Annotated in this window: 24 protein-coding genes and 1 pseudogene; 10 read left to right on the plus strand and 15 right to left on the minus strand. The window is 53.3% G+C overall.

Annotated features, from left to right (window positions below):
* The first annotated feature begins 136 nt into the window (after positions 1–136).
* From HH216_RS11760 to HH216_RS11775, 4 genes are all read left to right on the plus strand, one after another.
* Entirely contained in the window at positions 137–613 is a 477-nt protein-coding gene (locus tag HH216_RS11760) for an Lrp/AsnC ligand binding domain-containing protein (RefSeq protein WP_169550992.1), read from the plus strand.
* Between the two features lie 57 nt (positions 614–670).
* Positions 671–1,210: an ATP-dependent protease subunit HslV gene (gene hslV / locus HH216_RS11765; RefSeq protein ID WP_169550993.1), complete on the plus strand. Its 540-nt coding sequence runs from the start codon at positions 671–673 to the stop codon at positions 1,208–1,210.
* 93 nt (positions 1,211–1,303) lie between these two features.
* Positions 1,304–2,800 (plus strand): sensor histidine kinase, encoded by a 1,497-nt coding sequence (locus HH216_RS11770; protein ID WP_254448797.1) that lies wholly within the window; start codon positions 1,304–1,306, stop codon positions 2,798–2,800.
* Positions 2,754–3,212: a response regulator gene (locus tag HH216_RS11775; protein WP_169550994.1), complete on the plus strand. Its 459-nt coding sequence runs from the start codon at positions 2,754–2,756 to the stop codon at positions 3,210–3,212. The genes HH216_RS11770 and HH216_RS11775 overlap by 47 nt, the downstream gene beginning before the upstream one ends.
* 6 nt (positions 3,213–3,218) lie before the next feature.
* On the opposite strand, the gene dacB is transcribed toward HH216_RS11775, so the two are convergent.
* Complete coding sequence (gene dacB, locus HH216_RS11780) at positions 3,219–4,745, minus strand: D-alanyl-D-alanine carboxypeptidase/D-alanyl-D-alanine endopeptidase (RefSeq protein WP_169550995.1); 1,527 nt, start codon at positions 4,743–4,745, stop codon at positions 3,219–3,221.
* A gap of 312 nt (positions 4,746–5,057) precedes the next feature.
* On the opposite strand from dacB, the gene HH216_RS11785 reads away from it, so the two are divergent.
* Both HH216_RS11785 and HH216_RS11790 read left to right on the plus strand, forming a co-directional pair.
* Entirely contained in the window at positions 5,058–6,488 is a 1,431-nt protein-coding gene (locus tag HH216_RS11785; RefSeq protein WP_169550996.1) for an MBL fold metallo-hydrolase RNA specificity domain-containing protein, read from the plus strand.
* Between the two features lie 154 nt (positions 6,489–6,642).
* A pseudogene (locus tag HH216_RS11790) lies at positions 6,643–7,610 on the plus strand (acetyl-CoA carboxylase carboxyltransferase subunit alpha).
* 51 nt (positions 7,611–7,661) lie between these two features.
* Here the strand turns inward: HH216_RS11790 and HH216_RS11795 are convergent.
* The 3 genes from HH216_RS11795 to HH216_RS25870 are packed head-to-tail and all read right to left on the minus strand — an operon-like array spanning position 7,662 to position 9,335.
* The gene (locus tag HH216_RS11795; RefSeq protein ID WP_169550997.1) at positions 7,662–8,183 is read right to left on the minus strand and encodes a hypothetical protein; all 522 of its coding nucleotides are present in this window, start codon (positions 8,181–8,183) and stop codon (positions 7,662–7,664) included.
* Positions 8,176–8,772, minus strand: coding sequence for an AAA family ATPase (locus HH216_RS25865; protein ID WP_332871511.1), 597 nt, complete (start codon positions 8,770–8,772; stop codon positions 8,176–8,178). Before HH216_RS25865 ends, HH216_RS11795 begins: the two co-directional genes overlap by 8 nt.
* Positions 8,739–9,335 carry an AAA family ATPase gene (locus tag HH216_RS25870; RefSeq protein ID WP_254448798.1) on the minus strand — a complete coding sequence of 199 codons (597 nt, stop codon included), beginning with the start codon at positions 9,333–9,335 and terminating at the stop codon, positions 8,739–8,741. Before HH216_RS25870 ends, HH216_RS25865 begins: the two co-directional genes overlap by 34 nt.
* A 103-nt stretch (positions 9,336–9,438) precedes the next feature.
* Here HH216_RS25870 and HH216_RS11805 point away from each other — a divergent pair, with 103 nt between their 5' ends.
* Together HH216_RS11805 and HH216_RS11810 are read left to right on the plus strand one after the other, a co-directional pair.
* A complete protein-coding gene (locus HH216_RS11805) occupies positions 9,439–10,056 on the plus strand; it encodes an HAD family hydrolase (protein ID WP_169553356.1) in 618 nt (205 codons plus the stop codon).
* Positions 10,053–11,204, plus strand: a complete 1,152-nt coding sequence (locus tag HH216_RS11810; protein ID WP_169550998.1) for a site-2 protease family protein — start codon at positions 10,053–10,055, stop codon at positions 11,202–11,204. The genes HH216_RS11805 and HH216_RS11810 overlap by 4 nt, the downstream gene beginning before the upstream one ends.
* On the opposite strand, the gene HH216_RS11815 is transcribed toward HH216_RS11810, so the two are convergent.
* The 4 genes from HH216_RS11815 to HH216_RS11830 form a co-directional block, all read right to left on the minus strand.
* Positions 11,201–12,040 (minus strand): aquaporin, encoded by an 840-nt coding sequence (locus HH216_RS11815; protein WP_169550999.1) that lies wholly within the window; start codon positions 12,038–12,040, stop codon positions 11,201–11,203. The two genes, HH216_RS11810 and HH216_RS11815, sit on opposite strands and share 4 nt — an antisense overlap.
* A gap of 101 nt (positions 12,041–12,141) precedes the next feature.
* Positions 12,142–12,837, minus strand: a complete 696-nt coding sequence (gene radC / locus HH216_RS11820) for a RadC family protein (protein ID WP_169551000.1) — start codon at positions 12,835–12,837, stop codon at positions 12,142–12,144.
* 98 nt (positions 12,838–12,935) lie between these two features.
* Positions 12,936–13,202 carry a 30S ribosomal protein S20 gene (gene rpsT / locus HH216_RS11825; RefSeq protein WP_169551001.1) on the minus strand — a complete coding sequence of 89 codons (267 nt, stop codon included), beginning with the start codon at positions 13,200–13,202 and terminating at the stop codon, positions 12,936–12,938.
* A gap of 104 nt (positions 13,203–13,306) precedes the next feature.
* Positions 13,307–13,750: a Dabb family protein gene (locus tag HH216_RS11830; protein WP_408641779.1), complete on the minus strand. Its 444-nt coding sequence runs from the start codon at positions 13,748–13,750 to the stop codon at positions 13,307–13,309.
* 144 nt (positions 13,751–13,894) lie between these two features.
* On the opposite strand from HH216_RS11830, the gene HH216_RS11835 reads away from it, so the two are divergent.
* Positions 13,895–14,833, plus strand: a complete 939-nt coding sequence (locus HH216_RS11835) for a zinc dependent phospholipase C family protein (RefSeq protein ID WP_408641780.1) — start codon at positions 13,895–13,897, stop codon at positions 14,831–14,833.
* 55 nt (positions 14,834–14,888) lie between these two features.
* On the opposite strand, the gene HH216_RS11840 is transcribed toward HH216_RS11835, so the two are convergent.
* The 4 genes from HH216_RS11840 to HH216_RS11855 form a co-directional block, all read right to left on the minus strand.
* Positions 14,889–16,097 carry a glycosyltransferase family 4 protein gene (locus tag HH216_RS11840; RefSeq protein WP_169551003.1) on the minus strand — a complete coding sequence of 403 codons (1,209 nt, stop codon included), beginning with the start codon at positions 16,095–16,097 and terminating at the stop codon, positions 14,889–14,891.
* A 189-nt stretch (positions 16,098–16,286) separates the two neighbouring features.
* Complete coding sequence (locus HH216_RS11845; RefSeq protein ID WP_169551004.1) at positions 16,287–17,063, minus strand: glycosyltransferase family 2 protein; 777 nt, start codon at positions 17,061–17,063, stop codon at positions 16,287–16,289.
* 95 nt (positions 17,064–17,158) lie between these two features.
* Positions 17,159–17,749 carry a WcaF family extracellular polysaccharide biosynthesis acetyltransferase gene (locus HH216_RS11850; RefSeq protein ID WP_169551005.1) on the minus strand — a complete coding sequence of 197 codons (591 nt, stop codon included), beginning with the start codon at positions 17,747–17,749 and terminating at the stop codon, positions 17,159–17,161.
* Positions 17,715–18,638, minus strand: coding sequence for a glycosyltransferase (locus HH216_RS11855; RefSeq protein WP_169551006.1), 924 nt, complete (start codon positions 18,636–18,638; stop codon positions 17,715–17,717). The genes HH216_RS11850 and HH216_RS11855 overlap by 35 nt, the downstream gene beginning before the upstream one ends.
* Positions 18,639–18,775: 137 nt before the next feature.
* On the opposite strand from HH216_RS11855, the gene HH216_RS11860 reads away from it, so the two are divergent.
* Positions 18,776–20,755 (plus strand): sialate O-acetylesterase, encoded by a 1,980-nt coding sequence (locus tag HH216_RS11860; protein ID WP_169551007.1) that lies wholly within the window; start codon positions 18,776–18,778, stop codon positions 20,753–20,755.
* A 3-nt stretch (positions 20,756–20,758) separates the two neighbouring features.
* On the opposite strand, the gene HH216_RS11865 is transcribed toward HH216_RS11860, so the two are convergent.
* The 3 genes from HH216_RS11865 to HH216_RS11875 are packed head-to-tail and all read right to left on the minus strand — an operon-like array spanning position 20,759 to position 24,476.
* Entirely contained in the window at positions 20,759–21,925 is a 1,167-nt protein-coding gene (locus tag HH216_RS11865) for a glycosyltransferase (RefSeq protein ID WP_169551008.1), read from the minus strand.
* 17 nt (positions 21,926–21,942) lie between these two features.
* Positions 21,943–23,103, minus strand: coding sequence for a glycosyltransferase (locus tag HH216_RS11870; RefSeq protein ID WP_169551009.1), 1,161 nt, complete (start codon positions 23,101–23,103; stop codon positions 21,943–21,945).
* Complete coding sequence (locus HH216_RS11875; protein WP_169551010.1) at positions 23,103–24,476, minus strand: hypothetical protein; 1,374 nt, start codon at positions 24,474–24,476, stop codon at positions 23,103–23,105. Before HH216_RS11875 ends, HH216_RS11870 begins: the two co-directional genes overlap by 1 nt.
* Positions 24,477–24,535 lie beyond the last annotated feature (59 nt).

A 24,535-nucleotide genomic window follows, 5' to 3' on the forward strand; every position in this document is an offset into this window, starting at 1 on the left:
TGGCCAACCGCTTCAACAATACAAAGGTAACAGACGACCTTTATTCATTGCAAATTTATCACTAAAAAAGCTTTAAATTTATGATACGTTAAAAATGAGCGTATATTTGTTATGAAAACAGAAACGGAAAGGGCAGATGGCCGACAAAAATTTAGAAATTGACAATACGGACCTGAAAATCCTGAGTCTGCTCATGCAGGACGCTAATATGCCCTATACCGAAATCGGCAAGCGTATATACGTGTCGGGCGGTACAGTCCACGTCCGCATGAAGAAGCTGGAGCAGATGGGCGTCGTGAAAGGATCGCAACTCGTGATCGACAGTGCCCGGCTGGGTTGGGACATCAGCGCGTTTCTGGGCATCTACCTTGATAAGAGTTCGCTCTACGCCGACGTGTCGCGTCAGCTGGAGAAAATTCCCGAGGTCGTAAACGTGCATTACACGACGGGTATCTACAGCATTTTCGCCAAAATCGTTTGTCGCGACACGCAGCACCTGCGCGAAGTATTGCACGACAAGATTCAAAAGGTCAGCGGTATACAGCGAACCGAGACGTTTATTTCGCTCGAAGAAAGTGTTAATCGCCCCGTTCCGTTCGGCGAAGGGGTGTAGAGGCATTGAACCGTAAGCCGTCGGGCGCGTGTTATAGCCTGCAACGAACACGTACGTATGCAACCTACTATTCACGCAACAACGGTTGTCGGTATCCGGCACAATGGGCATGTCGCTCTCGGTGCCGACGGACAGGCCACTATGGGCAATACCGTTGCCAAGAGTAACGTCCGCAAGATTCGGGTGCTGATGGGCGGAAAAGTGCTGGCCGGATTTGCCGGTTCAACGGCCGACGCCTTCACCCTGATCGAGCGCTTTGAAGATAAACTCAATGCCTACGGGGGGAACCTCAAACGGGCGGCCATCGAGCTCGCTAAAGACTGGCGCACCGACCGTTATCTGCGAAAGCTAGAAGCAATGCTGATCGTCGCGTCGAAAGAAGACCTGCTGCTGGTATCGGGTACCGGGGATGTCATCGAACCTGATTTTGACGTAGCCGCCATTGGGTCGGGGGGAATGTACGCCCAGTCGGCGGCAATAGCGCTGAAGAAGCATGCCACCGAACTGACGGCCGAAGAAATGGTGCGGGAAAGCCTGCATATCGCGGCTGACGTTTGCATTTACACCAATCATAATCTGGTTGTCGAATCGCTTTAGGCGGCAGACTGCTCTGCCCGCGCACAAATCGCGGGCGGTCGGTTAGATTGTCTATATTTGAGCCTTTCTTTGTCGGTCACTCCTCAGGCACGCATGAAACCAGGCTTCGCTCAGTCGTCAATGCTGATGCGCCGGCGCATTTCGCTGGGGTTCGTGCTGGTTATGGGCCTACTTTCGCTGGGGTTCGCCCTGTCGCTGCTGAGCTACAGCCGACACAACGACGATAGCGAGGGCGCCGAGCAAGCGCAGGCGGTCATCGACAGGACCAATACGCTTCAGCTGTTGGTACAGGAAATTGAAACCGGCACGCGCGGGTATATCCTGACAGGCGAAAATCGCTATTTGAACCCGCGAACAGTGTCGTTGCCCCAAATTCCGGGTCATCTGGACAGTATTTACAGAATGGCCTTCAGCCACGGCCCAGGTATCCGTTTTCTGGTCGGGCAACTTCGGCAACAGATAGTGGCTAAACTGGTTGTGTCAGATAAACAACTGAAGCTGACGCATGCCGGTCAGATGGCCAATCGGGATACGCTGCGGGCTTACCTCAACATTGGCCGTGAGCGGATGAAAGCCGTGCGCCAGACGATAGCAACAATACAAACAGCGGAAACCGAACGGCTACACCGCCAGATGGCGCAGGCTGAGCGGTCGTACCGGAACACACAGCTTATCATTTTCGGGCTGTCGACACTAACGTTCTTCACGATTATTGCCCTGTATCGCATGTTGCGGGACGAACTGCACCGGCGGCAGCGAAACGAAGATCAGCTACGCGAATACGAAGTCAGATTACGTGAGCAGATTCGGCAGCTCGAAACATCGAACGAGGAGCTTGAACGCTTTGCCTACGTTGCCAGCCACGATTTACAGGAGCCACTGCGTAAGATTCGTTCGTTTGCTACGCTGATCACCGCCCGGCACGGGAACACGCTGGAAAAGGAGAGCGATCTATACGTACAGAAGATTTCGTCGTCGGCCGATCGGATGTCGAAACTCATCAAGGACCTGCTCGATTTTTCGCGCATTTCCAACCACCGGGAAGAGCCGGTACTGGTATCGCTTGATGAAGTTGTGCGTTATGTGCTTGACGATCAGGAGTTACGAATAAAAGGGCTTGGTGCTCAAATCGAAGTTGGCCGTTTGCCGACGGTGCAGGCGATACCCGGACAGATGGACCACCTGTTTGCTAATCTGATTTCAAATGCACTCAAATTTGTTCGGCCGGGCGTAGTGCCACGGCTGCATATCGATGCTACATTGGCCAATGTGGGCCAGTATCCGAATCTGGCTGACAACCGGACGTACCACGAAATACGGGTGGAGGACAATGGTATCGGTTTTGACGAAAAATATTTAGACCATATTTTCAAGGTTTTTCAGCGATTGCACGGCAAAAGTGCGTTTGAAGGAACCGGTATCGGGCTGGCGATCTGCAAGCGGATCGTCATGGCGCATGAGGGGCACATTACGGCCCACAGCCAGCCCGGCGCCGGAACTACATTCATTCTTATCTTACCTGAACGGCAGTCGCGCCAGGATTATGACCGATCAAACCCCATCAAAGCCCATTCATATTCTGCTGGTTGACGACGACGAAGACGACCGTTTTCTGACGCGTGAAGCTTTTCAGATGCATTACCCAACCAGTCAGATTTCATTCGCTGAAGATGGAGAAGATATGCTCGATTTTCTCGAGCGACGGGGCGTGTATGCCGATGAAAAACTGCCCCTGCCCGATCTGATTCTGCTTGATCTGAATATGCCCCGCAAAGACGGGCGGGAAGCGCTGCGCGAAATCAAAGCCAGTGAAAAACTGCGGCACATACCCATCGTCGTGCTGACGACGTCCGATGCGCGCGCTGACGTAGAAACGTCGTACTTCAATGGGGCTAACAGCTTCATCACCAAGCCACCCACGTTTCAGCGGCTGAGCGAAGTAACCAAAACGATTGGGCAGTACTGGTTCAACGTTGCTACCGTGTGTGGGCAGGAAGTGTAGGGTCCGTCAGGGTAGTTTACATAGCCCGACAAACAGTTTTTCGATACCCGCCGTCACGCGTCTGTTCTGACCGGGGGTGAACCGACTTACCTGCACGCAGAAGCTCATGCGTTCGCCACTACCCGTGATAAAATACCCGGCATAAGCCCGCACACCCTCGATAGAACCGCTCTTCGCCCGAATCTTTCCGGCTGCTACAGTACCCTTCGCCAGATTGCGCACGGTACCGGTTTGCCCCACCACGGGAATAGTCTCCAGAAAGGCTGGAAACGTTTGCTCACGGCCCATCGCGCTCAGAATACCGGTCATATTTCCGGCTGTCAGGGCGCCGACTGTCGACAGGCCGCTGCCATCTTTAATGCGAAACCCGCTCAGATCGATACCCTTACTGCGCCAGTAGTCGGTTAGCCGGTTTATGCTGGCGTCGGTCGTTTTTGTTGATTTGTTGAGCGCCAGTGCTGTCGTGCGTAGCAGGGCCTCGGCGTACAGGTTGATGCTCTGAAAGTTGGTTTGTGTAATCAGGTCAGTGAGCGGGGGGGATTTGTGCTCGTAAATCAACGTGCGCTTCCCCAACGAAGGCATCGTTGTGGGTAATCCGCTACCTGCTGACTGCGGTTCGTCGGTAACGGTTATGCGATCGGCTAGTAGTTGCTGATGCAGCGCATAGGCTGCGAAATAAGCCGGGTCGGGCAGTGCCCCCTTCACCGAAAATTCTTCACCCACCGGTACTTTACCTGTCAACCATTGCTGGTTCTGGAAAGGCGCGCCGTAGATCGTTACCTGATCGCCGGAGCCCGCTTCGTCAGTCATTACGTTGTTGCGCAGGCTTAGAAAAGGCAGCGTGGGGTCGGTGCGCAAAAACGTAGCCGCAGCACCTACGGCAGCGCCGGGTTTGAAAAAAACGCGGTATAGGTTTTCGTTCAGATTCAGCGCGCTCAGACTAGCCCCGTAGTAATTGCCCAGATCGCCGTAGGGCCAGGTGTCGGGCGTCGTCAGGTCGGTGTAGAGAGACGCATCGCCCACGATACGGCCGCGAATCTCCCGAATACCGGCCCCTTTTAGCTGAGCCGCCCAATTTTTCAGCAAAGCCGTCAGGTCGTAATAGCCGGGAAACCGCCAGCTACCCAGCGACGGATCGCCCGACCCTCGGATATACAGATTGCCGGTCAGAACGCTGTCCTGAATAGTACCGTCGTATTCCAGCGCCGTCGTGTAGCTGTAGTTCGGCCCCAGTACCGACAGGGCCGTTGCCGTAGTAATCAGTTTCAGGGTCGAGGCTGACGGCAGGCTTTGCCGGGCGTTGTAGTTAACGATCTCCTGCCCGTCGCTGACCCGCCGAACCGATAGTGCCACCGTGCCGTAACGCACCGCCGGCCCGGCCTGGAACGAATCGACCAGCGCCGTCAATTGTCGCACAGCCAGCGAATCGACCACTGGCCGGACGGTACGAACCGGCTGGGGCGCGGGAGGCTGAGCTGGCCTGAACACAACGTGGATCAGGAAAAAAATTAGGCGCAGTGAGAAAACAGGCATAGTTCAGGTACAGGTGAGCGATCTGTGCGAAGTACGGCACAAATCCTGCGCCGTACTGCTTAACTGTGGCTGGCCGGACAAGGAAGCGGTTTACATCCGGCCCGGGTTAACAGCAAAACAGGCGATTAATTGCCGAAAAGGCGCAGCAGAGACAACCAAATGAGCCCTAATTTTATCGTACAGGGACAAAGACAGGCGGGGCAACGTTATTAACGGGTAATGTTGTAGTTTTGCACTCTTACGCCGAACTGAACGCCCCACCGAACTCGCTTCAGATCACGAATAAATGACATTGAATAGTAAGCTGTACGCATGAAATTATCGTTTCTGGGGGCTGCCCGTCAGGTAACAGGCAGCATGTACCTGCTGGAACTGGAGGATGATTACCGAATTCTGGTCGACTGCGGGTCTGACCTGGAACGATCCCGTCAGAATGGACAGGATGTTCCAACGAGTCCTCAACAGAGTTTTTTTCCGTTTGAGGCTTCAAGTATTAATCTGGTGCTGCTCACACACGCGCACGTCGATCACTCTGGCAATCTGCCCAATCTGTACCGGGAAGGGTACGAGGGGCAGGTACTTTGCACAGAGCCTACTTTTGCACTCACCAACGTGTTGCTGAAAGATGCGGCTTCGATCAATCAGAAGCGTATCAACGAACTGAACGCCAGCAAAAAACAGCGTGTTCGCGATAAGCAGATGCAGTTACAGAAAGATCTGTTTCTGGATCGGCAGGTGCGCGAAACGATGGAGAACGTAGTCCCGATCTCGTTCAACCGCCGGTTCCGCGTAGCCGACAACGTCGACGTAACCTTTATTCCGGCCGGGCACCTGCTGGGTGCAGCGCATATCGTTGTCAACGTCGTTGAGAACGGGGAAAAGAAAAGTATCTGCTTTTCGGGCGACATTGGCCGTAAGAACTACCCACTGCTGGTCGATCCGGCTCCGGTTCCGGCCGTCGATTATCTGATTTGCGAAAGCACCTACGGCAACCGGCTCCACGAAGACAACCGCTCGCCCGAAGACGCGCTGGCCGACGTTATTCAGCGGACCTGTATCGACATTCCGGGTCGGCTCATCATTCCATCGTTCAGTGTAGGCCGCACACAGGCGCTGTTGTACACGCTCAACAAGCTGTACACGGAACGTGACTTCCCGCCCATCAAGGTTTTCTCCGACAGTCCGATGGGCTTCGAGAGTACCAAAATTTACCTTCAGCACATCAAGATGCTGAACGGCGAAGCCAAGGAGTTTTACAAGGAGAACGAAACCTTGTTTGACTTCGAAAACTTCGAATTTCTGGAGTCGTCGAAAGCCAGTAAGGCGGTGTCGAACTACGGCGAACCGTGCATCATCATCTCGTCGTCGGGTATGGTGCAGGGCGGCCGGGTGGAATACCACGTTGCCGAAAACATCAGCAATCCGTACTCGACCATCCTGATTATTGGCTATTGCGCCGAAGGAACGCTCGGCTGGCGGTTACTCAACGGGCAGTCGACGCTGACGATCAAAGGAAAAGAGCATCAGGTGCTGGCCAACATTGAAAAGATCGATGTGTTTAGCGGACACGGTGACCGCGACGACCTGATGGAGTTCGTAACGGTACAGTCGCCCGAGACATTGAAATCAATTTTCCTGGTACACGGCGAGTATGAAAGTATGGAAGCCTTTCGCAATACGCTGGCCGAAGCGGGTTATCCGCAGGTAATAATTCCGAAAAAAGGCGAAACGTTTGACTTGTAGAGTTATAGAGTTGGCTAGTTATAGAGTTGTAACGTTGCTGGCGCGTCAGGCCATACGGCGGCTATCTGCGCGCGGCAGCAACGTTACAACTCCACGGCTTTACAACTATAAAACACTACAACTCCCTTTTACAAACCGTGCGAAACTTACCTAGATGAGAACGTATCTCGACTTCGAAAAACCCATAGCCGACCTTGAAGCCCGGCTCGAAGAAACCCGGCAGCTGGCCAAAACAAGCAATATCAATGTAGATGAGGCTGTTGAGGTGCTCGAACAGAGCATCAACCGGCTGCGTCAGGAGATTTTTCAGAATCTGACCCGCTGGCAGCGTGTTCAGCTGTCGCGCCACCCGGACCGGCCCTACACACTCGATTACATCTCGCTGATGTGCGACGAATTTGTCGAGCTGCACGGCGACCGCACTGTTCGCGATGATCCGGCGATGGTTGGTGGTTTTGGTAAAATCACCCGCGACGGCGGACCGGATCAGACTGTCATGATTATCGGGCAGCAGAAGGGGCGCAACACCAAGCAGCGGCAGCACCGCAACTTTGGTATGCCCAACCCGAAGGTTACCGCAAAGCCCTGCGGTTGATGAAGCTGGCCGAAAAATTCAACAAGCCGATCATCACCCTCATCGACACGCCGGGTGCGTTTCCGGGTCTGGAAGCCGAAGAGCGCGGGCAGGGGGAAGCCATTGCCCGTAACCTGAAAGAGATGTTTATGCTGACGGTGCCGGTTATCTGCATCGTCATCGGCGAAGGCGCGTCGGGCGGAGCACTGGGTATTGCCATCGGCGACCGGGTGATGATGCTCGAAAACACGTGGTACTCGGTTATTTCACCCGAAAACTGCTCGACGATTCTCTGGCGTAGCTGGAATTTCAAGGAGCAGGCCGCCGAAGCAATGAAGCTGACCGCTAAAGACATGACCTCGTTCAAACTGGTCGATGGCATTGTCGATGAGCCGCTGGGTGGTGCCCACAACGATCATCAGGCGATGGCCCAACACCTGAAAACCGTCATCCTCGACGCCCTGACCGAACTGAACGCCCTTTCACCCGACGAACGCATCAACCAACGCATCGACAAGTTCTGCTCGATGGGGGTTGTCATTGAGTAAAGCCTGATTCAAGATCATAGCGAAGCCGCCCGGGAAACCGGGCGGCTTTTTTTATGCGAAATGTTTATGGTTGAGATGAAATAGTGAGACACCCATAGCGTCAAACTCTTCCTCTTCTTCTACCAAACTGGCTCTGTTCAGTGGCCGAGTGTCTGATTCAGCCAGCAAACAAACGTAAGCCTCAATTACGGTAGTAAGATTCAGTACTTGTCTTAGATAAGTTACGGTAGCCTTTAACTGATCTTTTGCTTCCCGTCGTAGCTTCTTACGTTGGGTCATAGACGAAGTACTTTTTATTTCAATCAGGCAAAGAGTATGTTCGTTGAAAACGGCGCAATCGCAACGCTGCGTTTTAGCATCATCCATCAGTAAACACTTATCTATTGCTAGAAAGTGAACAGCATTTTCTGATGTGTTTGTTACTCGAAAATGCTTAATACCACGTTCGTCATCTTGCAGATAGCAACGCTTTTCTGTTTCGTGATCGTATATATAGAATTCACTGTCAGTTAATGAGGTTAAGCAGTCACTATATTTTAATTGTGGGAAAGTGTTTGTAAATAAATCAAGCACGGGTTACGGAGCGTCTAAGTGCAAATAGTTTATCCTGTTCGTCAGCTAAGTCATCTGAAACATCATCAAGTTCGTTGTCAGCGATCATGCCAGTTTGTTCGCTAACTATGCTGCGAACTGTTCCCTTGTCGACGTAGTAAGCGGCAAATTCATCCGGGTTAATCCAGCAGCGTGACGGTATTATTTTTTCAACCTCTGCTCTTAGCTCATCGCTTTGATTCCCAACTTTATACGCTAGCATCAGCGTATTGAACGAGCTGAGTACGTAGGGGCTGTGCGTCGTAATCACCCACTCCGCATCTTGGTAAGATACATTAGGCTGCAAACCACCTATCAACGAATAGATTAATTCTTTTTGCGCAGTTGGGTACAAGTTGAGTTCTGGTTCTTCTACAATGAACAAGCGACCAAATTGCCTGAGATATTCCGCTGTGAGAATTAACGGAACAGCAGATTGATAACCGCTCGCGCTCTGAGAAAGTGGAATTGTGTCATTATTATTATAAACTATCTGGTCATTTCCATTGATGTTTTTATATATTATCGATAAAAAATCTATTGGTAGAGCTTTATTTTGACGTCTGGCGATTTCGAATTTTCTGCCAAAATAGGTGACAAGAGGGGGATGCTTGTATTAGATGAATTAAGAGCCCATAGATTCGCTGAGAGAAGAGCCATGAGATTTCTTTCGGAAGGGATATATTCAGAGCTAAATGGTATCATTCTTTTGATGATATCGCTCAGGATTTCTTCAGCGTCTTCAAGTCTTTTCCAGAAGATTGTATCATCAACACCATTTTCAATATCAGCAAGATCTTTCTTTCGTAATAGCCAATTGTTTCTCTTCGAAAAAACGGAGGAAAACTCAGTATCGTTGACAATAGCCTCCATGTATTCATTCAGTATAATCTCGTAATTTTCATGTACAAATAATAGTTCAGAATTCTCATTTAACCATCCGTTGAATGCATATTTACGTAACAAACTCTTCCGATCTTCGTCTTTGAATAAGTTACTATCGTAGCACATGGCAATCAATTTGGCCAACGTGCTTTTGCCGGTGCCTTGTGGACCGATAAAAACCGTATGCTTTTTGACTTCTAGTTCCGCTTCCCGAATCGGGCCGACGTTCCTGACCGTTAACTTTGCCATTCGCTGTATATGCCTGTTCTGCAAATCTAACGGTATCTTTGGCTTTCGGTTCACCACTGACGAACCGCCTACTGCGAATGGAGAATAAGTCCCCCTCAAGAATCTGATCTTCGACCTTGGCGACGTTATCATTCCGATTGACCTGACGGCCCCGCTGCGCAACTTTGCGATGCTGGCCAATCTGCCGGAAGAAGAAGTCAAAGCAATCTGGAAAGAACATGACATCTGGAACCGGTACGAAACGGGCCTGATTGATGACGATAACTTTCGCGAGCACGTCCGGAAAGTGCTGCATAACCGCACCGGAGCACCCGAAAGCTGGGCTGATGAAGTAATTGACACTGCCTGGAACTCGGTATTACTCGATCTGCCGGTGTCGCGCGTGGAGCGGGTTCGGGAGCTGGGAAGCCGGTACCGGCTGTTTCTGCTGAGCAACACCAATCCGGTGCATATCCGGCAGGTCAATCGGATGCTGACCGAATTGCATCAGCCGACGCTCGAAGAACTGTTCGAGCGGGTGTTTTACTCCTACGACGTGAAGATGATAAAGCCGTCGCCCGGTATTTACCAGCACGTATTGGCCGAAGCCGGACTGGTAGCCGAAGAAACGGCGTTTTTCGATGATAATGCCGCCAACATACAGGCTGCGGGTGCGTTAGGTATTCAGGCTGTGCATGTGCAGCCGCCAAAGACGATTCTGGAGTACACCGCGGATTTATGAATCAACAATTGAAAACGTACCTCCTTCATGGAGGTCTTTTTTTACTTACCCTTGTCACCACGACGATGGCCGGGGCCGAATGGATGTACGGTCGGTTATTTATTCCGGTACCGGGTATGCAAACGCTCGGTTGGGATGAATTTCTGGCCGGGTTGAACTTCTCCATTCCGTTTCTGGCGATTCTAACCGTACATGAGTTCGGGCACTACATCGTCGCCCGAATCAACAAGGTTCGCGTAACCCTGCCGTTTTACATTCCGCTCTGGCTCGGTATCGGTGAAAGTATCGGTACGCTTGGCGCGTTTATTCGCATAAAAGACTACATAAACAGCCGCCGTAAGTATTTCGACATTGGTATTGCCGGACCGTTGGCGGGCTTCGTGCTGGCGCTGATCGTTTTGTGGTACGGGTTCACGCATCTGCCCCCCGCCGAGTACATCTTCACCATTCACCCCGAATACAAAAAGTGGGGACTCGACTACGGGAAGTATGCCTACCAGAAGATGCCCGAAGGGGGCGTCATTGCGATGGGCGACAACCTGCTATTTTCGTTTTTCAAACGATACGTGGCCGATCCGGCTTTGCTGCCGCATCCCTACGAGATGATTCACTATCCGTATCTGCTGGCGGGCTATCTGGCTTTGTTCTTTACGTCGCTGAACCTGATTCCTATCGGGCAGCTCGATGGCGGACACATTCTTTACGCGCTGATCGGCAAGGAGCGGTTTCGCTGGGTTGCACCGGCCCTGTTTATCGTTTTCGCGTTCTACGCCGGATTGGGCGTGTTCAAGCCGGTCGATTTTGCGGTACCAACCGACGAAGCGTTCTTTAGTGAACTCGGCTCGTTCGGGCTGTACGTTTTCTTTATGTATCTGGTGTTTACGCGCATCAGCGAGCAGCGCATGACTGCCCTGATGATTGCGCTGAGTGTAGTAGCCCTGCAACTCCTTGTGTCGACGCTACAACCCGACTGGAATGGCTACTCCGGTTTTCTGGTGTTCGTCTTCGTGCTGGGCCGTTTTCTGGGCATCTACCACCCCGACACCGAATTACAGGAACCCCTCGATCTGAAACGCACGGTATTGGGCTGGCTGGCCCTCGTGGTGTTCATCATCAGCTTCAGCCCAAAACCATTTGTGCTGACCTAGGCATTCGGATTCTCGATCGGGAAGTCGGGTGGGTTGGCTGTCGTTTCAAAAATACCCGTTGGTTTGGGGCGTTTGCCCTGATCGGCTTCCTCCAGTTTAGGCTTCCAGTAGTGCTTAAACAACCAGGTCATCAGCAGCATGGCGCTGACAGGAGAAAGCACGTAGATCCAGTAATCCCGAAAGGTGGCGGCAGCGGCTGCGGCTCCAAGCGAACGCGCCGGATTGGTGCTCATGCCCGAAAAAGGTGCTTCGAAAATGACAAACAGCATGATCAGCACGATGTTGAACCAGCTGTTTTGCTTCCGAATCTTCTCCGTGTGCAGCGTGATGAGCGTAACCATCATCAGCAACGACGAAATAACAAATTCGGCCCCCAGCGCGACCGGCCAGCCGCCGTTCTCCGGTTTCGGCGCGCTGAGGTTGAAGTTGACCTCCTGATGGCTGTACCACGGCTCAAGGATGGTAAACATAACCCAACCAGCAATAACGGCGGCCCCGCACTGAAACGTGATGTACCAGAAGGCATCGATGGCGGAGATTTTGCCCAGATAGCGAAACGACAGCGTAACGGCCGGGTTGATATGCGACCCCGACTTTTTGCCCCACGGATTGAAGTTAACGGCGATCAGAAAGAGCCCGATTATGAACGCCTGTACTGTCCGGCGCCACATCTTCGAGTCGCCCAGAAACTGCCGGACAGGGGAGTCTGGGTGATGAATCACGACTGCCGTAGCGCACGATGCAATCATAAATAAAGTTACGCCACCTGCTTCGGCCAGATAACTTTTCCAGTTCTTCCTGAGCGCACTTATCAACTTGGCAATTGGAACAGACATAGGTAGTGGGCGATACGTACCTGTGTCAACGCCTTGTACGCTGTATAGTTGTCGCCCGGGGGCGCGAATACCGTGTAAAGCCGGGCGAAGAGCACATTCGTTTACAGGATGCCCTCGTCAGCAAAGCTGTAATAGGCCTTGTCGGTAAATATGAGATGGTCGAGCACGGGAATGTCGAGTAGCCGACCGGCATCTTTCAATCGGCGGGTCAGGTCTTTGTCTGCCTGCGAGGGCGTCAGATTGCCAGACGGGTGATTGTGGAATAAAATCAGGCCCGAGGCAAGCTGTTCGAGGGCGTGTCGGAAAATAAGTTTCGGGTCGGCTACCGTGCCCGATACGCCCCCCGTGCTGATCTGAACCGGACGTAGCACTTCGTTGGCCCGGTTGAGTACCAGAATCCAAAACTCCTCGTGGGGTTTGTCGAGCAGGTGCGGCAGCATCTCGTTGTAAGCATCGCGCGAGCAGGTGATGCGGGCGCGCTGGGGGCGGTCCTGCTCCCGGCGTCGGCGACCCAGTTCGAGAGCAGCTACGATACTGATCGCTTTCGCTTCGCCGATACCCCGAAATTTAGAAAGGTCTTTGATGCTCAGCCGGGCCAGCTCATTCAGGTTGTTGCCAACGCTTTTAAGAATGATTTTGGCTACGTCGACGGCCGTCAGATCGACTGTGCCGGAGTTAATCAGAATGGCAATCAGCTCGGCTTCCGACAGGGCCGCTTTGCCTTTGAGCATCAATTTTTCGCGCGGCCGATCTTCTTCTGCCCAGCTCTGAATAGTGCCGGAGGTTTCGTAAGGCATGATTGGTAGCCAGTTGTGGTGGTGGGGCTACCAAAGTGCATAAAAAAACCTTACCCGTCAACAGGTAAGGTTTCAGAAGGGCGTTTGCCAGTGACAAACTAAGCCGCTGCCTGCTTCAGGCCGTTAACCAGCCGAGCCAGTTTCGACTTGTTGTTAGCCGCTTTGTTCTTGTGAATGATGTTGCGCTTGGCCAGTTTGTCAAGTGCCGACGATACCGATTTGAACAGCTCAACAGCCATTGCGTGGTCGGTAGTAGCACGAAGTTTCTTAACCATGTTCCGGGTTGTAACGTGTTGGTAGCGATTCAACAGCCGCTTCTTTGCGCTCGACCGGATTGCTTTTTTGGTTGCCTTATGATTTGCCATCGGTATGTACTATAAGTTCGTTGTCGCGATATGAGGGCGCAAAAATAAAAAATTCGGCGGGAGAAAGCAATCTCTCCCGCCGAATTTTCTCACTGTTACCCGGATTACGACCGAATATCGGCATTGACGATCAGCTTCTTGCTCCAGTTTGCGCTGTTTTCTTTCACGAACTGCTGGTAAGCCGGGCTATTTTCAAATTTCTTGATGTCAGCCTCGGTTTGAAACGTGATGTAGTGAACCACATCGTACTCCGCAGCGGCCTTATTTGGCAAAATAGTCTTGCCAGACGTATAACCTACTACCTGTGGAATTTCGGCTTTCAGGGCGGCAAAACCGTTCATATGCTGCTCAACTGCTGCACTTTCGACCCCTTTTTTAAATTTTATGCACACAATCTGCTGTTTCTGCGCTTTCCGGGCCGGAGAGTACGCACCATAGATTGTAAGGGCAAAAGCACACATCAGGACAACAACTAATAAGTAACCGCGTGATTTGGTATTCATGATTATCTGTGTTTTCTTTGATTTCAGAATTTTATTCTGATACAAAACAAGTTTTTTTTGAATAGTTTAATTATTTGCTTGTAAAGTACCATGATTAGACAAATGTACTATAGATTTATTTGGTTGTTCGCGTGGGTCACAATTTTCTTCTTTGTGGCCCTGCCAGTAACGCAGGGTTTACCCAGACCCGTGCGTCGAACAGGGTATCAGCAGCAGCCTCAGTGGGGTTTTTACGCGCATCAGCAGATTAATCGGCTGGCCATATTTACGCTACCCGCCGATATGATGCCATTCTTCAAGAAACATAGCCACTACCTGATCGATAACGCGGTCAACCCCGACAAACGGCGATACGCGGTAGTAGGTGAGGCACCCCGGCACTTCATTGACCTCGACGCTTACCCAGATACGTCGTCGGCTACGCTGCCCCGGTTTTATAAAGACGCTGCCGACCGATACGGCCCCGATACATTGGCGCTGCATGGACTGGTACCGTGGCAGATTCAGCTGACTAAATACCAGCTTACGGAAGCGTTCCGGCAGCAGAACGTCCGGCAGATTCTGCGCGTAGCTGCTGATTTGGGTCACTACATTGCCGATGCTAACGTACCGCTGCATACCACCCGTAATTACAACGGTCAGCTGACGGGGCAGCAGGGGATCCACGGTTTCTGGGAGTCTCGCTTACCCGAGTTGTTTAGTCAGGACTACGACTTTCTGGTTGGTTCGGCAGCGTATGTATCCTCACCACAGCGGAGCGCGTGGCAGGCCGTATTCCGGGCCAATGCCGCGCTCGACTCCGTACTGCGGATGGAGCGGGAGCTGACAGGCGAGGTAGGGGAGACGCGTAAGTTTGGCTTCGATGAGCGAAACGGTCTAACTAATAAAGTGTACGCTACTGATTTCTCGCAGCGTTACCACGCCCGGCTGAGCGGACAGGTCGAGCGGCAGATGCGGGCGTCTGTCAAGATGGTGGGTGATTTCTGGTTCACCTGCTGGGTCGATGCGGGGCAGCCCGACATGGCGAAACTTGCCAAACGCGAGCTGTCGCTGAAAGACAATCAGGCAGAGGCTGACGAGCAGAAAAGTTGGCTTAAGCGGCTGTTCTCCGCTCGCGAAGAGAATTGACGCAAACGCAAAAAGACGCCGTTCTGGCGTCTTTTTGCGTTTGCAGACAGTACAGTTAGAGGTACTCTACAATCCGGCGACCGAACACGCCGTGCAGAATTTCGCGACGTAATACCGCCAGCCGACGGCGTGGGTGGGTGTTTACGTACATAGCCCGCATTTTGAGCGTGAAGCTGGTCAGCATATACAGGCCAAACATGCCGGCGAGAATCAGCAGTGAAGCCGTGTTGGTTATGTCGCGGTGAAAGAAGAGAAACAACACCGTGTTTAGCAGCGACGCAAAGCACATTACGGCCGTGGTCTGAATATGCGATAAGCCGTTGTCGAGCAGAATATGGTGCATGTGGTTCCGGTCGGCGGAGAACGGCGAACGACCCGCCAGAATCCGAACCAGAAACACCCGAAGTGTATCGAAAATCGGGACGATCAGAATAACGATGGCGATGATCGGCGCGTTGAAAAAGGCCGTTGGCTCGTACCGGTACGATGCGTTGAGGCTGACGAAGCGGACGGCGAAAAAGGCCAGCATGAAGCCAATAATCAGCGAACCGGTATTACCCATGAATATCTTGCTGGTTCGCGAGAAGTTGAACCGCATAAAACCGAGTAGCGCTCCGGCCAGCGTAAACGCCATACAAGCCATTGCAAAGTGATTGGTCAGCAGAAACCAGCCGCCAAATGTGCCGCTGGCGATGGTCGCGATGCCCGCTGCCAGCCCGTCGATGCCGTCGATGAGGTTAATGGCGTTGGTTAAGGCAATGAAAATAAAGCAGGTAAGTAGAATGCTGATGACGATATTGATATGGTGGAAACCCATGATATCGTACAGGTAATCGACGCGGAGATCGCCGAAGAAAATCAGGATCAGAGCCGCCAGCACCTGAAAAACGATCTTTTTGTTGGGGTCGATGCCGACAAGGTCGTCTTTGATACCCGTAAAAAACAGGACGGTCATCCCGGCAATCGACAGGTTGGTGCGATATACATCGGTCTGATCCAGGCTGGGCCACAGAAAATAAGCAATCAGGATAGCGGCAAAAATGGCGACACCGCCGAGGGTTGGCGTCGGTACTTTGTGCGACCGGCGTTCACCGGGCTTCTCCATCAGCGACTTCAGTTCCGCAATCTTGATGACGACTGGTATGGCTAGTACCGATACGAAACAGGCCACCAGAAAAGACAGAATGCACTGGTACATCCCTAGCTTAAAGAGATCGTCGCTCAGTCTGTTCTGTAGGTAGGCAATGACTAAATCAGGGTTCATAGGCGGTTCGGTTCAAGGCAATCGACACACAACTGCTTACTGAATTCAGGAATCGGCCGGGCTGATTCCTGCTTTTTTGTTCAGACATGGATCGTGCCGATAGGCTGAACGTGATTGGTAGTCGGGCACAAATTTTATACGATCCTAATAAAACGTACGAATAATTCGATTAAACGGACTAGCAGTCGATCATTCAGTTTTCCGGTAGGTAGCCGGGGGCTTGCTAAAAAACTGCCCAATTTTCCGCAACGGTTTCATCCAGAGCGTGACGGTGTACGGGCGTAAGCTATTCAATTGCCAGGCAAGCCGATCATCCCGATTGGCCCGGAGCCGGTTGCCGACGCTGGCGTTGCTGACCCCGCCGGCCCGCATCACCACGATAATTTCGTTCAGATAAGCCAGTGTCGCCCGGTGTTTATGAATGAAGCGCAGCATCAGTTCGTAATCGGCCGCGCTTTTCATATCCAGACGGAATAGCCCGTGCTGTTCGTACAGGTTACGTTTAACGAAGAAAGACGGGTGCCCCGGCATCCAGCCCCATAAAAAGGCATTGGGTCGGAATGGGCCAGATTTCCAGTAGCGTGTCACCTTCTCCGTATTCAATCGATCTACGTAGACAATGTCGCCGTAGATCGCATCGCACTGACTTTGACTGAAAAGCGCCATGACGTCACGGATAACGTTAGCGTGCGGGTAAAAATCATCGGCGTTGAGAATACCGACCACGTCGCCGGTGGCCATACCAATGCCTTTGTTCATGGCATCGTACAGGCCGTTGTCGCGCTCGGAGATGAAGTGGCTGATCTTGTCGCCGTACGACCGGACAATGTCGACGGTACCGTCGGTCGACCCGCCATCGATGACGATGTATTCGATATTGTCGTACGTCTGACCAACAATAGAATCTATACAGTCGCGGATGAAAGCGGCTCCGTTAAAGACAACGGTTATCAGCGAGATTTTCACGTGAATGTTGGACAAAAATAAGCCGATTATGACCCTGCCACTTCTACAAAGGTAACCACGTTGGATAAATACAACAAACTATGTTCTGACGTGTGTCAGCTGATTGTCCGCTCACGCACGCGAATGGCTGGATTTCCCTGGTAAACGCCGTACGGCTCAAGCGCGCGCGTAGCCACAGATCCGACAGACAGTACCGCGTGCGACCCGGCCTCGACGCCCGGACACACAATGGCCCGCGCCCCAATCCAGGCACCCGTTCGCAGGGTAATCGGCCGCACAATCAGGTCGAATGTTGGTACGCGATAGTCGTGGTTGCCGGTCAGCAGCATGGCGCCCTGCGACAGGCAAACGTTATCTTCGATCGTGACGGGGCACAGATTGTCGATCCAGACTTCTTCGCCAATCCAGACGTGACTACCGATGGTGAGCAGCCACGGATATTTGATGTTGACGCCCGGCTTGATCATGACGCCCGTACCCAGTCGGGCACCGAACGCCTTTAGTACGAATCGCTTCAAGGCCACCGGTAGCGGTAAATAGGTATTCAGCGTGACTGAATTAACGATAAACCAAAGCAGGATTTTCCAGCGCGGGCCGGGATTAAACCAACTGTTGTCGTAGCGCGACAGGTCGGTGCGGCCGGGCCCGGTATCAGGCTGATTTGGGTGGGGCAAGGTCTTTTCCATACTGTTCGCGGAAATAGTCGATAATGGCCTGTTTGTCGCGACCGGCCCGGAGAAATACTTCCATCAGCTTGGCATCGACGAGCATACGGTACCAGAGGGCCTGGAAAAAACACCACACGAAACCGGGCTTGCCATCGAGAAAGCCCAGCCGAATGAAGTAACGGTACAGGAAGTAAAGAATGGGCCGGGTGAATAGGGGCAGCGACGCGTATTTCAGCTTGATATACCGAACGCGCTGATCCTGCGTGCCGAATAACTTAGGCTGTACGGTTTCTGCTTTTTCCGGGTCGAACTGATACCGGTAATTGAGCAGGTTAATCATTTCCAGAATGGTATAATGATTGTGCTTCTGCGTCCACCAGGTCAGGTTGTTCAGGTTGTGATCGACCAGATCATGCTCGAACTGAATTGAATCGCCCTGCGAGAGCTTGATGTGCTCGTCGTGCCAGACCTGTTCGCACATGCCCTGCCCCCGACGCCAGAGCCGAAGCAGCCAGATCGGGTAAAAACCGCCGTGCTTCATCCAGCGATCCATGAAAAAAACGCGTCGTTTGACGTACACGCCCGATACTGAATCGGGCAGCGTGCTCATGCGCCGGTTGATCTCATCGGCCAGTTCAGGCAGCACATATTCGTCGGCATCCATCCGCATCAGCCAGGTGGTATCAAACGGTACGTTGGCAATGCCGTAATTGAACTGAGTGGCGTAGTTGACCCACGGATTCTGCACGACAACGGCCCCCATTGAGCGGGCAATGTCGACGGTACGGTCGGTCGAAAATGAATCGACGATAAAGATTTTATCGGTAAACGGTAGCAGGCTTTCCAAACACCGAACGATGTGTTTTTCCTCGTTGTGAGTCAGAATAATGACGGATACGTCGGTCATAAATAAGTGTAATCCGTTGCCTAAATAGTGTACTTGGCGGGCGAAACGAGTCGGTTAAAGCCTGTACTTTCGTTTGGCCATCCAGCCATTGAACAACAACGCAATACTATCACTTTTTTAAGATCATAAAAAGCTGCATGAAGCATATCTATCCTGCTGTCCTGTTGTTTTTGGTGAATGTAAGTCTGGCCCAGGTGCGTTTCGGTCAGCTACCGAAAGACTTACAACTCTACCCCCGTACCAGTCAGAATCAGGCCAGCGTACCTATCAGCGGTACGGTAAATGCCACTGGATTCCGGCAGATCAGCGTACAGCTCTGGCGGGAGGGTAAGCTGAGCACCGTTGTCAGTCAGACGCTATCGATGGCCGCTGCTAGTCAGCCGTTTCAGTTATCAGCCCTGATCAAGGCCGAACCGGCAGAGTACCGCTTCCGGATTTTTTTGTACAAAAACAATGATTCGACGCTGGTTGCCGATCGCCAGCGCGTCGTCTGTGGTGATGTATATGTCTTATATGGTCAGTCAAACATAATTCCTGGCACCAGCCTGGCGGAAAACTACGGCGCGGGTTTCAATGATCGGTATCTGCGAAATTATACCTATATCAACGGGGGCGACCCCGTATCTACGCTGAACTGGTACCCGGCCAAAGAACCCTTTGCCAGTGTTGGTACCGTCGGGTTGAATATCCAGCGGCTAATTCTGGAGCAGTACGGCATCCCAACGGTGGTCATCAATGGGGCCATCGGTGGCGCAACAATTACGGAATTGTCGGCGCGGGACCCGCTTTATCACGGCAATACCAACACGTCGTACGGACGGCTACTGACCCGCGTGCAACTGGCTGGGCTGCAACAAAACGTCAAGGCGATTCTTTGGCGGCAGGGCGAAGCTGAATCAGGGGGTAATGCGACCGGGTACGGCGATAAGTTTGCAACACTCTACAAGCAATTGCGGGAAGATTACGGAAACGCCCGGCTTTACGTAGCACAAGCTAATCTGCTTGGCAGCGGTAGCGAGGCTGCGGGCACGCTGCGCGATTTTCAACGCCGGACCCGGCAATTATTCAGTAATGTCGCAACCATCGCGACGGTGGGCACCCGCGACTACGACGGTATTCACTACTTTGATACAGGATACAGACAACTGGCTTTTGAGCAGTTTCGGTTGCTGGCCCGCGACTTCTACGGGGCTACCGACACGCTGCAAATCGGATCGCCCGACATTCAGAAAGTGGTCTATAACGCCCGGCGCGACTCGGTAACGCTGGTGTTTGAGCCGTCGATGCAGATGGTCTGGCGCGACACAACCTATTACAGTTTTGCAACGGGCGCGCAGATAGGTCGCCGGTTTCAGAAAGACGCGTTTTTCCTGGACAACAAAGCGGGATTGGTAACCAACGGTGCCGCCAGCGGCAATCGGGTTATTCTGCGACTCAACGCGGCTTCATCGGCTAAAACGCTGACGTACATGTCGCCCTACTTTTCTGACGCTCTGTCGCCGTTCTACAATGGCCCAACCCTGCGCAACAGCCGGGGAATGCGCGCATTTACCTTCGCCGACGTGGCTATTGCCGACCGAATTGCCACACCGACTCAACTAGCGGCCACGCCAATCGACGACAAACAGATTCGATTGACATGGAGCGTACCAACGGCTGGTTCGCAGCAGATCGTCGAACGGGCCGTGGGTCAATCGGGGTCGTTTCAACTGGTGAAAACGCTGGATGGAACGACCCGATCGTACGTCGACACGGGGTTGCCCGACCCGTACGCGCTGTATCGCTATCGGGTTCGGGTTCTTACTCAGACGTCGGAATCCGATTACAGCGCTGTGGCCAGGGTCATGCTGCTTATTCTGGGGCTGACTGACGCGCCGGTTGTAAGCGTGTACCCTAACCCGGTCGGGCCGGATCGGCAACTGAATCTGGATGCCGGATCAACGACAGTCAGTACCGTGGTCATTCGGGATATGCAGGGGCAGGTGGTGAGCGAATGGCGCGGGCGGGCGACCAGTCAGCTTCAACTGCCCCTGCACCAGCTCCCGTCGGGGCTCTACGTTACCGATATGAACACGACCGACGGGCAGGTACAACAGGAAAAAATAGTGATTCGCTGATGGTTAGGGATTAGCTTTTCGGTGCTGAATCGCCGATTCGTAGGTCCGTAACATCTGCCGGGCCACAATGTCCATGTCGTACTGCGTTCGCAGCAGGTTAGTCGCGTTCTGACTTAGTTGCTGCCGCAGCGTTGGGTTGCTCAGTAGCTGAGCGAGTCCTATCTGCACGCTCTCCGGGTTTAGCTCGACCAGTCCCGCTGCCTGATGGGTGCGAATGGCTTCGCCGAACCCAACCCGGTCTGATACCAGCGTGGGTGTACCGGCGGCCATTGCTTCCAGCACGGCAATGGAAAAACCTTCGGAGTAGGAGGGCAGTGTAAACAGATCGGCGTCGTGCAGGGCGGCTTTTTTGTCATCGCCGGTCAGCATACCCACCAGCCTGACCGAATCGCCCAACTGGTGCTGACTGATAAACTGCCGGGCTGTGGCTTCGTACCCGTCGTCGGGGCCGGCCAGCACCAACAAGGTATCGGGGTGCTGCCGGACGTAATCGCGGAAAGCGGGTAGTAGCAAATCAAGTCCCTTTTTCTCGTTGAGCCGACTCATAAACAGCACCATCGGCTTGTCGGCGCGGATGTTGAATTTCTGCCGGAACGTACCCTTTGGCGGTAGAATGGCAAAGTCGCTCATGCGAACACCGTTGGGAATGAGCTCGATGCGCGGATGTTCGTCGCCGAAATAGCGCAGCAGATCGGCGCGTTCGTCGGTGTTGTTGATATGAACCAGATCGGCCCGGCGCAGGTACGCTTTCTGCGCAATCCGGTCGATCAGGCTTTTCTTCCAGTTGTTGTGCGCGTAGGCCCAGCGGTCGAGTACCCCGTGAATAGTCACAACTTTTGCCACCGCCGACCGATCGGTCATAAACGGAGCCAGCGAACCGAAGTGCCAGAGGGCGTGGCAGTGCACCACGTCGTAGTCCTGAATATGCTGTTGCAGGTATTGGTACAAACCGACCGAAAACTCGCGGAAGTACTTGCTGACGGGTGTTGTGCGGGGAAACAGCAGCAGGCGGGCACCTTCAGGCACGGGGTAAGGCCGCTCGTTTGGCGAAATCGGGCTCAGAATGTCGACCTGATGCCCGTCGCGCAGGGCCACCTGCGTATGATCGAAAATGATTTTAGGTGGGCCACCAATCTCCCAGCTGTACGCACAGATATTCAGAATTCGCATAGGGCGCGAAAATACGGTTAAGCAGTCACTTTCTTAAAACCGGCCAGCATCTCGCGGGCCACCACATCGGGCGCATAGGGAGCAATTCGTGCCAGTGCAGCCTGTCGCATAGCCTCCCGGTCGACCTGATCGGTCATGAAACGGGTTAGCAGCTGCGCTAACTGGTGCGTATTGGCCGGGTCGAAGATGAAGCCCGTTTCGCCATCCACGACCAGATCGGGTACGCAGCCGCATTGACTCGATACGACAACGGGCATCCCGCAAACCATTGCTTCGTTGACGACCAGTCCCCACGGCTCCGATTGGCTGGGCAGTACCAGCACATCGCTGAGGGCAAGAAACGCCGGTACCCGATACCAGGGCTGAGCGGGTTGAAACGATACGACGTCGGTAATGCTCAGTGCTGCGGCCTGCTGCACCAGGGCTGGCTGGTCTGTGCCGTCGCCGAGCAAAACAAGGCCCCAGTCGGCACCGGGTGCCTGTTGGCGGGCCTGCGCAAAGGCATTGAGCAATACCGGTATGTTCTTGACACCGATGAGCCGACCAACGTACACGAAATTGTGCGACGGCAGCCGCAGCCGTTCCTGTTCCGCCGATCGGGTCAGCCGCGCCTGTTCGTATACGCGCACGAGCGTTGTGTTGTCGACGGCATTTTTCCGCAGCAGGATTTTGCGGGCCGGTACGTTCAGCGCCAGCAGGTACTCTGCCGATCGGCTTCCAAAGCAGAAAAAACCGTCGAACAGGCTGATTACCCACCGCTTAAACGCTTCTTTCGGGCCAGTACGCAGGTGGTCGGCTGTGGTGCTTTCGTTCTGCATGATAACCCGGATACCGCGCAGTTTCGCCCAGAACAGCAAGGCCAACTGCGCCGGGTCGTAGTAGCCCGTCAGCGTGATTACGTCCGGCCGGTACGCCCGCGCCCGACTGAGTAACGCCTTCGCCCGTTGGGTCGGGCTGGTATCGTCGAGGTAGCGGTCGAACAGTAGTTCGTAGCTGTAGTGGTAGGGTGGCGCGTCGGCGGCATCGGCTTCCATCCCCGCCCGCGACCGTTCGTTACGGGCGATCTGTAGCACGTGTACCGTCAGGCCGGGCTGCTGATCGACCTGCTGCTGTAGTGCTTCGAACACACTGGCTTTGTAATGAGCCCACAGCAGGTTGTGGACAATCAGAATCCGCATCAGTTCGTGGGGGAAGTCGCGGGCACGGCCGGTGCATACACAATGTGCCGGTGTTCCTGTAGGTATTCCGGAAACAGGTGTTCGATACCCATAAACCGGGTCATCAGCGCCAACGGTATCCAGAACGAAATTTCATTTGGCCGCCCCCCGGTAAATGCGGCCACCATAATCAGCATATAAAAGTACGCCAGAAAGACGCTGAGCTGGTTAGGGTTGGTCCGCATGATACCCAGCGCATAGTACAGGCACATGGCATTGACCCCACCAAACAGGAAGAAGCCCAGAATACCCATGTTGGTCAGCGATTCCAGCACCGGTACATCGAGATAAAGGTACTTGTAGCCGAAACCCAGAATCAGCATGTGGATGTGCCCCGTCACGACGTTGGAGAAAAACAGCGCACTCACCGACCGGTTGGCAGCCGAATCGTCGAGCGTTGCCTTATAGGCTGCTCCCTGCGCTTTGGCTCCCACCAGGGCGTAAATATTGTCGAGGTTACGCTCGGCAAAGCCGAGTACATACCCGTACAGCACGGCATAAACATCGTAGTATCGTCTGAGGAACAGGGCGATACCAACCACACCCAGTGCCACCACACCCAGCGTAACCGGGCGGAAAATGCCCCGAACGACAGCCCGGATCTGCGGTGGGCGAACGTTAAAAGCCAGAAACAGCGTAATAGCGATGATCAGCGCCAGAATGGACGATCGTGTCTGGGTCAGGACTAGTACGGCCAGATTGATAACACCCGCAAACAGGGCGAAGATGCGCAAAAGAATATTGGTGTCGGAACGGATAAGCCATATTGCGCAGGCAACGACGCCCATGAATGCATTCCGCGAGAAAACGTGGGGGTTACCCGACCCGTCGTCGTTGTCGCCCAGTGTAATCGTCGCCCGCTGACCGATGGCCCAGCTAGGGTTAGTTATCAGCGAATAGATGAGGCCGAGGTTCGAGACAAACGTAAACAGCACAACGACCAGGATAAAAACGCGGGCAATGTCGTTGGGTATGTTGATAAGCAAAAACAGGAAAATCAGCGCGTAGGCGTAATAAATCATGTCTTTGTCGTAGTCCCTGAAGCCCGGATCGCCCAGGTAGGTAAACATGTAGGCGATGCAGAGCGTGATGAAGCCCAGCCCCATCCAGAACATTGTCATGTTGGGCCGGTACAATCGTCGCAGCACCGTGAAGGGCACCATCAGGATGAGGCCAACCGCAAATACAGCAGCCGTAAACACGGTGCTGCCGGGGGCCAGTTTGAGGGTTTCCCGGAAAAAGAAAATCAGCGGGTACCCGTCGACCAGAATGCAGATGCCGAGCACCATGCGCATCAGGTCAATCGTTTCCAGAAAATAAAGGAATTTTCTCATGTTCAAGTCAGTGTCCCGTGTGTCGACAGTACCGGCAGGTACCAGTCGTACACGCAGTC

It is taken from the genome of Spirosoma rhododendri (assembly GCF_012849055.1).
Taxonomy (GTDB): Bacteria; Bacteroidota; Bacteroidia; order Cytophagales; family Spirosomataceae; genus Spirosoma; species Spirosoma rhododendri.

Excerpts from the sequence above, each read along its gene's own strand:
- HH216_RS11760 (WP_169550992.1), top strand. The coding sequence starts at position 137 with ATGGCCGACAAAAATTTAGAAATTGACAATACGGACCTGAAAATCCTG.
- hslV (WP_169550993.1), top strand. The coding sequence starts at position 671 with ATGCAACCTACTATTCACGCAACAACGGTTGTCGGTATCCGGCACAAT.
- HH216_RS11770 (WP_254448797.1), top strand. The coding sequence starts at position 1,304 with ATGAAACCAGGCTTCGCTCAGTCGTCAATGCTGATGCGCCGGCGCATT.
- HH216_RS11775 (WP_169550994.1), top strand. The coding sequence starts at position 2,754 with ATGACCGATCAAACCCCATCAAAGCCCATTCATATTCTGCTGGTTGAC.
- dacB (WP_169550995.1), bottom strand. The coding sequence starts at position 4,745 with ATGCCTGTTTTCTCACTGCGCCTAATTTTTTTCCTGATCCACGTTGTG.
- HH216_RS11785 (WP_169550996.1), top strand. The coding sequence starts at position 5,058 with ATGAAATTATCGTTTCTGGGGGCTGCCCGTCAGGTAACAGGCAGCATG.
- HH216_RS25870 (WP_254448798.1), bottom strand. The coding sequence starts at position 9,335 with ATGGCAAAGTTAACGGTCAGGAACGTCGGCCCGATTCGGGAAGCGGAA.
- HH216_RS11810 (WP_169550998.1), top strand. The coding sequence starts at position 10,053 with ATGAATCAACAATTGAAAACGTACCTCCTTCATGGAGGTCTTTTTTTA.
- HH216_RS11815 (WP_169550999.1), bottom strand. The coding sequence starts at position 12,040 with ATGTCTGTTCCAATTGCCAAGTTGATAAGTGCGCTCAGGAAGAACTGG.
- radC (WP_169551000.1), bottom strand. The coding sequence starts at position 12,837 with ATGCCTTACGAAACCTCCGGCACTATTCAGAGCTGGGCAGAAGAAGAT.
- rpsT (WP_169551001.1), bottom strand. The coding sequence starts at position 13,202 with ATGGCAAATCATAAGGCAACCAAAAAAGCAATCCGGTCGAGCGCAAAG.
- HH216_RS11840 (WP_169551003.1), bottom strand. The coding sequence starts at position 16,097 with ATGAACCCTGATTTAGTCATTGCCTACCTACAGAACAGACTGAGCGAC.
- HH216_RS11850 (WP_169551005.1), bottom strand. The coding sequence starts at position 17,749 with ATGGAAAAGACCTTGCCCCACCCAAATCAGCCTGATACCGGGCCCGGC.
- HH216_RS11855 (WP_169551006.1), bottom strand. The coding sequence starts at position 18,638 with ATGACCGACGTATCCGTCATTATTCTGACTCACAACGAGGAAAAACAC.
- HH216_RS11860 (WP_169551007.1), top strand. The coding sequence starts at position 18,776 with ATGAAGCATATCTATCCTGCTGTCCTGTTGTTTTTGGTGAATGTAAGT.
- HH216_RS11865 (WP_169551008.1), bottom strand. The coding sequence starts at position 21,925 with ATGCGAATTCTGAATATCTGTGCGTACAGCTGGGAGATTGGTGGCCCA.
- HH216_RS11870 (WP_169551009.1), bottom strand. The coding sequence starts at position 23,103 with ATGCGGATTCTGATTGTCCACAACCTGCTGTGGGCTCATTACAAAGCC.
- HH216_RS11875 (WP_169551010.1), bottom strand. The coding sequence starts at position 24,476 with ATGAGAAAATTCCTTTATTTTCTGGAAACGATTGACCTGATGCGCATG.